Raw genomic sequence first — 8,373 nt, 5'->3', positions numbered from 1 at the left:
AGAACCCTAAGCACTGCTTAGGGTCTATTTTTTCAATTCTTATTTTTCTAATGGTTTTTCTGCTGATACTGCCCAGTCTCCTGAGTTAGTAGTCTTTTCACCATTACCATAACCTGCGTCATAGTTTAGCACACGGTTATTAACCATTTGCCATGCTGTTCTCCATTGTAGTGGAATTGCAGGTACTTCATCAAATACTACTTGTTGGAAGTCTTTGTAAGCTTTAGCCATAAATTCTGGATCTGCTGCTTCTGGACTTGTAATTCTGTCAATAGCGTCTTGTAGCTTGTCAGAAGTATATCTTGACATGTTAAATGCTGCACTATTTCCATAAGATTCTTTTGGACTTGGGTTTGTTCCTACTCCCCAAGCTGCTGCGAATACGTCGATTCCTTTGTCTTCTGCATCAAGTTTGTCATAGAATGAGTTAAATTCTATTAGGTTACCTGTTGCAAGTTCAGCCTTGATACCAATCTTTTCCCAACATTGTAGATAGTATTGTGAAAGTGGTTCTTGTGTATCTCCACCTGCCATCATAGCTAGGTTGATGCTGAAAGGTTGTCCCTTTGGATCTTCTCTGAATCCATCGTTGTCAACGTCTTTGTATCCAGCTTCGTCAAGAAGTTTCATAGCTTTGTCTGGATCGTACACATATCCTTTAATATCTTTGTTGTAGAATTCTGTAAAGATAGGAAGTATAACTGACTTAGCTAATTCGTTGTGTCCTTTGTAGAACTTTTCAGCGATAGCATTTTGGTCAATTGCATATCCCAAAGCTTTTCTTAGGTTTACATTCGCCATTTTAGCGTCTGGATTTGTAGTGATTTCTCCCTTTTCCTTGTCATAGTGTCCAAGCATGAATCCAAGGTAGCTGTAGTAGAAGTCACCTGTTCCTACCATTTGGTATCCTGGAACTTCTTGTAATTCATCTACAGATTTAGATGGTACTGAAGAAATCATGTCGTATTTGTGTGCTTTCATTGCAGATACTACGTTTGATACTGGAACAACTTCAATGTTTATCTTAGCGATTTTAGGTTTTCCTTTGTAGTAGTGTTCGTTAGCTGAAAGCTCAATCTTTTGTCCTTGTACATAGTTTGAAATGTAGTAAGGTCCAGCTGAAAGTGGTTTAACACGAATTTGGTCTGATTCTTCTAGTTCACCTATTGGAATATCTTTTATATAGTGATATGGTGTTAGGTCAACACGAAGTCCTGAACCCCATTGAGTTGCAGGTGTAAGTTCAGTGTATTGAACAACAACTGTATGGTCATCTGGTGTAGTTATACCTGAAATCTTATCAGTTTTTCCTTCATGATATTCTTTCATACCAACGATTCTTTCGTTTTCTGTCTTATCGTAACGAACTCCAGTGTAATCCTTATGTCCAACGATGTAGTATGAATAAGCTAAGTCCATAGCTGTTACAGGTGTACCATCGTTCCAAGTTAATTTTGGATTTAACTTGAATGTAACAGTGTTTGCATCGCTGTTATAGTCTATTTCAACTTTGTCAGAAGAGATTATACGGAAACTGTCGTCAGAATCGTATAGGTTACCACCATTCATTAGACCCATAACAGTACTATCTGTAGTGTCAATATATAGTGATGCATCAAAGATACCTTTAATAGGTGAGTCTGATACTAGACCATATTCAAGAACACCATCTTCAATAGCTTCCCCTTCGTTCTTTACAGGTAGACTCTTAGCGTCCCATTTGATTTTGGATTCGCCGTTGTCCTTGCTTACAACTTCAGTTGAGTTTGTGTTGCCTGCGCCAGTAGATGATTTTCCACCGTCTCCAGGTTTACATGCTGTTAGCGACATTCCAACTGCCAATGTCAATGCTAACACTTTGGTAAATTTTTTCATTTCTACACTCCTTTTTTTATTTTTTACATGCTAAGCATGAAAAATAACTAATTAAACCCTTCTTTGTTTTGCGTCTGCCGCTCTTCTTAGAGCTTGTCCCACATAGTTTATAGATAGGGTGAATACAAGTACCAAAAGCACCGCCGGAACCCATATATATAGCTTATCTGCTATAACTTCTGGGTCTTTTGCGTAAGAGATTAACGTTCCAAGGGATGGCTCTTTTAATGGTAAACCGAATCCAAGGAAGGTAAGTCCTGTTTCAATACCTATGTTCGCAGCTAATGCCAGTGTACTGTCTACTATTATTATTGAACCAATATTTGGAAGTATTTCTCCAAACATTATTTTTAGTGGTGGTGTTCCCATTGTCTTTGAAGCGGATATATAGTCCTTTCTTCCTTCAGATAGGGACTTTGATCTTACAAGCCTTGCCACCCCGGTCCAATAAAACGCTGACATTATAAGAACAAATTTCCATTTGCTATATTTAGGAATAATTGTTACAAGTACGATTATTATCATGGTTACTGGAAGAACTTGTAAAAAGTCTATAATTCTCATGATTATATTGTCCACCATTCCACCGTAATAACCTATTATAAGGCCAACTGTAACACCAAGTACCGTTGTGATTAATGTAACTAAAAATCCAATTTGTACCGATGTGTAACCACCAAGAAGAAGTTGTCCAAGAATATCCCTTCCACCTTTGTCGGCACCAAGGATAAACCCTTCTTCTCCCGGTCTTGCATAGGAGTTGAATATATCAACTTCCATAACAGCTTTTGAATCTAAAATAATCTTTGATGCAATTAGTCCTATTATTAAAATGCAAAGCAAAAAGAATGATGCTAGTGCAAGTTTGTCGTGTTTAACTTCATTTACTATAACTTTAAAACCCATTGGTTTCTCTGAAACTTCTGGTTTTTTCTTCATTGTTTTTTCCATATTGCACCCCCTAGTCTATCCTTATTCTAGGGTCAACTATGGTCATAATGATGTCAGATAGAAGTGAACCCATTAGTGTTAGTAGTCCATATAGCAACACAAGTGTGGTTATAACTGAATAATCTCTAGAGGATATACTCTCTATAAACAAAGAACCCATTCCTGGATATGCAAATACAGTTTCAATCATTACAGAACCTCCAAGAAGTCCAGTGATTTGGAAACCGAAGAAAGCTGCAATAGGAAGTAGTGAGTTTCTAAAGATATGGTGACTGTACACCTTTTTAGTAGGAACCCCTTTTGCTCTCGCAGTTCTTACATAGTCCTGAGTCTTTGCATCTATAATTTCATTTCTTAAATATTGCACTGTACCTGTTGTTGCAATTAGCGCATATGATAGAGCAGGTAATAACATATGGTATAGTCTTGAACCAATGTATGAAAGACCTGTTCCTGCACTTATGGAAACTGTTCCTCCTGTTGGGAACCACTTTAATCTATATCCGAAGATTAAAAGTGAAACCAAGTACATTACAAAGCCTGGTATGGATAGGGTTAAGAAGTTATACAGGTTAATGGCCTGGTCTACCTTCGTTCCACTTCTCCGCCCCGCAATAATTCCAAGAGGTAGAGCGATGGCATACATCAATATCATTGATAGTAGCGCTAACCAGAAAGTGTTTTGTGCTCTTTGTCCAATAACTCTATTTACAGGCATCTTCATTGTATATGACTTACCGAAGTCGCCATGTGCTGCATTCTTTAACCATCTTACATATTGTGTTGGTATCGGGTCATTAAGACCAGCTTTTTCCCTAAGTTCCTCAAGCCTTGCGTGTGGTGTTTGAGGGTTTATCATTCCCGAAAATGGATCCCCAGGCATAAACTTTGCAAGTGTAAACACAAATATTGATAGTATAAATAGCTGAGGTATCATAATTAAAGTTCTACGCAATACTGTTTTCCACATTGTACAATACCCCCTTGTCTTTTAATGCCGCATAGTGATCTTCTCCTACTTCAATAAGGTCATAAACCCTACCTTCAGAATCATAATAATCACCTTGTTGCTTTAAATATAATTCTTCAACTGCAACCCTATTTTCTTGAACCTCTTTTTTGATATTTGGGTTCACTTGAGGAATGGCAGCAATAAGTCTCTTGGTGTAAATGTGAGCAGGTTCTCTATAGATAACTTCTCTATTGCCCTGTTCAACAAATCTACCTCTGTGCATAATGTAAATGTAGTCACACATATGCTTTACAACCCCTAAGTCGTGGGAAATAAATAGGTAGGCAAGTCCAAAAGCCTCTTGAATGTTTTTCATGTAGTTCAAAACTTGCGCCTGAACGGAAAGGTCCAGCGCAGAAACCGGTTCGTCAGCTATGATTAGCTTTGGTTTTAATGCAACGGCCCTTGCTACACCAATTCTTTGTCTTTGTCCGCCAGAAAACTCATGAGGATATTTATAAAGTGCATCATGAGGCATACCGACAATGTCAAGTAGCTCAAGAACCCTTTTCCTTCTCTCATCAGGAGTTAACGTCTTCTCAAAGTTATCAAGGGGTTCTGCAATAATATCTAAAACCCTTCTCTTAGGGTCCAGTGAAGATGCAGAGTCTTGGAAAATCATTTGAACATCTTTATTAAATTTTATTTTCTTTCTAACATGTTTATTTGAAACATCTTCCCCTTTGTAAAGAATGCTTCCATCAGTTATCTTTTCAAGACCTACAATAGTCTTACCAATTGTAGATTTTCCAGAACCAGACTCGCCAATAAGTCCATAGGTCTTGCCAGGTTCTATACTCAAATCCACGCCGTCAACAGCACGAACATAGTCTTGAATAGTGTTGAAGAAGCCTCCCCTTATAGGGTAATGTACCTTTAGATCCTTAATTTCTAAAAAGCTCATTACTTCACCCCTCCTTCTGGGAAATAGAAAGTCTTGTAACAAGTACATCTTACAAAGTGACCTTCCGAAACTTCATGAAGTACTGGATCTTCTTCGTGGTCCTCTGCAGGAATCCATGGGATTCTTGAAGAGAATCTACATCCAGACTTAGGCATGTTCTTAAGAGATGGAACCATACCTTGAATAACATGAAGATCTTCTCCCACCGCATCATCCTGTGGCACGGAGTTTAATAGAGATCTTGTATAAGGATGAAGAGGATTGTTAAATAGCTCTTCTACCGGTGCTATCTCAACAAGTTGACCAGCATACATAACCGCAACTCTGTCCGCAGTTTGAGCAACAACACCAAGATCGTGAGTAATTAAAATAATTCCTGCATTGATTTCTTTTCTTAACTTATTAATAAGATCTAGGATTTGTGCTTGAATCGTAACATCAAGAGCCGTTGTAGGTTCGTCTGCAATAAGCACATTAGGATTACATGAAAGCGCTATTGCAATAATAACACGCTGACGCATCCCACCAGATAGCTCATGAGGAAACTGTCTGTAACATCTTTCCGGGTTTTCTATCCCAACTTGGTCTAAAAGTTCGATAGTTTTTTTCTTTCTCTCTTCTTTATTCAGCTTAGTATGATAAATAAGAGCTTCCTCAATTTGTTCCCCAATCCTGTGTAGAGGATTTAGAGAAGCAAGAGGGTCTTGAAATATCATTCCAATTTCCCCACCACGAATTTCAGTGAACTTGTTTTCGTCATAAGTAAGAAGGTCTTCTCCATCATATATGACTTCACCACTAACCTTAGTGTAGACCATGTTGTGTAGGCCCATCACCGTAGTAGCTATGGTTGACTTTCCACAACCAGATTCACCAACTATGGCAAGAACTTCATCAGAATAAAGATCCAGATCCACACCGTCAACCGCATCGTAATATTCACCGTCGATACGAAAGGCTGTATGAAGATCTTTGATTTCTAAAAGTTTTTTCTTCTCCATATTTTCTCCATTCCACCCTTGCGGGTCTTTAATATTTAATAAAAAACTTTATTCATCTTAAGAATACATTTATACTAAAGTTTTTTACCAAAATTCATCACATATTTTCATAAAGATTAAAGATTTTATAACTTTATGCAATGATGGTTAAAAATTTTTTCCTGCAAAGATATTCAAAATCCTTACAAGATTTTACTTATTTCTATTATGATAACATAAAGCTTTCTCAAGTGGCAAATTTTTTTTAACCATATTTTAAACCTTTCCCCATTACTAGGGATTTGCCACTAAAAATAAAAAAGTTCTCTGTTTTATAATTAAAAAAATCATTGTACCTGCAAAAAAATTTATGCAGATAAAATGAATAAATTCTCACAAAGACTTTTATTTTATTATCAAAATTAAATTATACTTGCATAGCTCTTATCCTATGTTTGTTTCTATTAATATGATAACAGACAAAAGCGTTCTTGTCTAGAAAAAATTCATCAACATATATCAAATGCTCTCTTGAATTTCTAAGCGCTGTAATTTAATATAGAAACAGGAGGGATAGAATGAAATTTAATGAAATGAAATACGAAAGACCCAAACTTGAAGATATAAAAGAAAAGTATGAGTCATTTAAAGAAAAGATGGAAAATGCAACAAGCGGACAAGAGCTTGTAGATACAATCAAAGAATTTTCAAAATTTGAAAAAGAGATTGGCACAGCCTACACCCTAGTAAGTGTTAGACACTCTATTGATACAAGGGACGAGTTCTATAAAGAAGAAAACGACTACTGGGACGAAGTTAGTCCAGTGATGTCAAACTACTACTCAGAGCTTGCAAAAGTAATCTTAAACTCAAAATATAAAGACGATGTGGAAAGAGAAATCGGCAAGCACTACCTTGACCTACTAGAATGCTCATTAGTAATAGAAGAAAAGGCAATTCCATATTTACAAAAAGAAAATAATTTAATTAGTCAGTACAACAACCTAATTGCAAATTCAGAAATAGAATTTGAAGGAAAAACTTACACACTGACACAAATGGGACCACTTCTTCAAGATAACGACAGAGAAAGAAGGAAGGCTGCCTACAACGCAAGATGGAACTTCTTTAAAGAAAACATGGAAACAATCGACAAGATATATGACGACATGGTAAAGGTTCGTCACGAGATGGCAGTTGCCCTTGGATACAAAGACTATGTTGAATTTAGATACAAACAACTTTCAAGAACCGACTACACAAAAGAAGAAGTTAAGAGATATAGAGAAAAAATTCTTAAAAACATCTCACCACTAGTTGTAGAATTACACAAGATACAAGCAGAAGGCCTTGGCATAGAAGACTTTAAGTTCTACGACAAACCAATTGAATTCAAAGACGGAACACCAAGACCAATGGGCGACAAGGACTATATCGTTGAAAAGGCAAAACATATGTATGAAGAACTTTCAAAAGAAACAGGAGAGTTTTTCAACTTTATGATTGACAACGATCTAATGGACCTTAACGCACAACCGGGAAAAATGGGCGGAGGTTACTGCACTTCCTTTGACTCATACAAAGCACCATTTATCTTTGCAAACTTCAACGGAACAAAAGGCGACGTGGAAGTTGTAACCCACGAAGCGGGCCACGCATTCCAAAACTACATGTCACAAGACAAAGAGATTGTAGAATACATTTGGCCAACCTACGAAGCTTGTGAAATCCATTCAATGTCAATGGAATTTTTAACATGGCCATGGATGAAAGACTTCTTCGAAAACGAAGACAAATTTAAATTTGCACATCTAAAAGGAGCAATATCATTCCTACCATATGGAGTTACCATCGACCACTTCCAACACTGGGTATACGAAAACCCAACAGCAACACCGGAAGAGAGAAGAAAAAAATTCCACGAAATAGAAATGATTTACCAACCAGACCTAGACTACGATAACGAATTCTTAGAAAAGGGTGGCTATTGGTTTACACAAAGCCATGTGTTCTCAGCACCATTCTACTATATCGACTACACATTGGCACAAGTTCTAGCATTTGAATACCTAATCAAATCACTGGAAGATCCAAAGAAGACCTTAGACGAATATATAACATTATGTAAAGCCGGTGGACAAGATTCATTCTTCAATCTAATTGAAATTGGAAAACTTAAAAACCCAATGACAACAGATGTTCTGGATGAAATAAAACCAAAGTTAGAAAATATTTTAAAGGAATTAAAAGAAAAGATATCATAAAAAAGATGCCAGTGGCATCTTTTTTTATGAAAAATATGAGGTTAGAAGTGAGAGAAGATGTAACAAAAAGCTATCGCTTTTTGAGATTCTTCGACTACAAAATTCCTTCGGAATTTTTCCGCTCAGAATGACATGACGAAGTATAATATTCCTAATTATAGTGCCGAAGGCACAAACAGGAAAGCCTTAGCTTTCCAACAACTTTTTAAAAGGGGTCTTGGGGATATCCCCAAGTCGTTGGGAGGTAAAGGGGGTTCCCAAGGGGGAAAGGAACGTACGAAACGGTTCCTATTTTCCCCCTTAGTAAAATAAAAAGATACAATATAATAGAAATAAAAAGGTAGTAGGTCATAGACCTACATACCAATGCCGTAAGGCAAAAATAAT

6 protein-coding genes are annotated in these 8,373 nt (G+C 36.8%); 1 reads left to right on the top strand and 5 read right to left on the bottom strand.

Annotation, left to right across the window (positions count from 1 at the left end; all coding sequences use genetic code 11):
• Nucleotides 1-39 precede the first annotated feature (39 nt).
• Genes WKS98_RS09620 through WKS98_RS09600 form a run of 5 tightly spaced genes read right to left on the bottom strand, consistent with a single transcriptional unit; the run spans nucleotide 40 to nucleotide 5,743 of the window.
• Entirely contained in the window at nucleotides 40-1,875 is a 1,836-nt protein-coding gene (locus WKS98_RS09620; RefSeq protein WP_498918847.1) for an oligopeptide ABC transporter substrate-binding protein, read from the bottom strand.
• Between the two features lie 51 nt (nucleotides 1,876-1,926).
• Nucleotides 1,927-2,826 carry an ABC transporter permease gene (locus WKS98_RS09615; RefSeq protein WP_498918846.1) on the bottom strand — a complete coding sequence of 300 codons (900 nt, stop codon included), beginning with the start codon at nucleotides 2,824-2,826 and terminating at the stop codon, nucleotides 1,927-1,929.
• Nucleotides 2,827-2,836: 10 nt separating this feature from the next.
• Nucleotides 2,837-3,796, bottom strand: a complete 960-nt coding sequence (gene opp4B, locus WKS98_RS09610) for an oligopeptide ABC transporter permease (protein WP_498918844.1) — start codon at nucleotides 3,794-3,796, stop codon at nucleotides 2,837-2,839.
• Nucleotides 3,774-4,742 carry an ATP-binding cassette domain-containing protein gene (locus tag WKS98_RS09605; RefSeq protein ID WP_498918842.1) on the bottom strand — a complete coding sequence of 323 codons (969 nt, stop codon included), beginning with the start codon at nucleotides 4,740-4,742 and terminating at the stop codon, nucleotides 3,774-3,776. Before WKS98_RS09605 ends, opp4B begins: the two co-directional genes overlap by 23 nt.
• Nucleotides 4,742-5,743 carry an ABC transporter ATP-binding protein gene (locus WKS98_RS09600; protein WP_498918840.1) on the bottom strand — a complete coding sequence of 334 codons (1,002 nt, stop codon included), beginning with the start codon at nucleotides 5,741-5,743 and terminating at the stop codon, nucleotides 4,742-4,744. Before WKS98_RS09600 ends, WKS98_RS09605 begins: the two co-directional genes overlap by 1 nt.
• A gap of 557 nt (nucleotides 5,744-6,300) precedes the next feature.
• Here WKS98_RS09600 and WKS98_RS09595 point away from each other — a divergent pair.
• Nucleotides 6,301-7,986 carry a M3 family oligoendopeptidase gene (locus WKS98_RS09595; protein ID WP_498918839.1) on the top strand — a complete coding sequence of 562 codons (1,686 nt, stop codon included), beginning with the start codon at nucleotides 6,301-6,303 and terminating at the stop codon, nucleotides 7,984-7,986.
• The last annotated feature ends 387 nt before the right edge of the window (nucleotides 7,987-8,373 follow it).

The organism is Lagierella sp. ICN-221743, assembly GCF_037890055.1.
Classification (GTDB): domain Bacteria; phylum Bacillota; class Clostridia; order Tissierellales; family Peptoniphilaceae; genus Mediannikoviicoccus.
Note: the sequence above shows the minus strand (reverse complement) of the source record. Positions and strands in the feature narration are given on the sequence as shown.

What these genes read in the sequence shown, in the direction of transcription:
- WKS98_RS09620 (WP_498918847.1), bottom strand. Translation starts at nt 1,875, where the DNA reads ATGAAAAAATTTACCAAAGTGTTAGCATTGACATTGGCAGTTGGAATG.
- WKS98_RS09615 (WP_498918846.1), bottom strand. Translation starts at nt 2,826, where the DNA reads ATGGAAAAAACAATGAAGAAAAAACCAGAAGTTTCAGAGAAACCAATG.
- opp4B (WP_498918844.1), bottom strand. Translation starts at nt 3,796, where the DNA reads ATGTGGAAAACAGTATTGCGTAGAACTTTAATTATGATACCTCAGCTA.
- WKS98_RS09605 (WP_498918842.1), bottom strand. Translation starts at nt 4,742, where the DNA reads ATGAGCTTTTTAGAAATTAAGGATCTAAAGGTACATTACCCTATAAGG.
- WKS98_RS09600 (WP_498918840.1), bottom strand. Translation starts at nt 5,743, where the DNA reads ATGGAGAAGAAAAAACTTTTAGAAATCAAAGATCTTCATACAGCCTTT.
- WKS98_RS09595 (WP_498918839.1), top strand. Translation starts at nt 6,301, where the DNA reads ATGAAATTTAATGAAATGAAATACGAAAGACCCAAACTTGAAGATATA.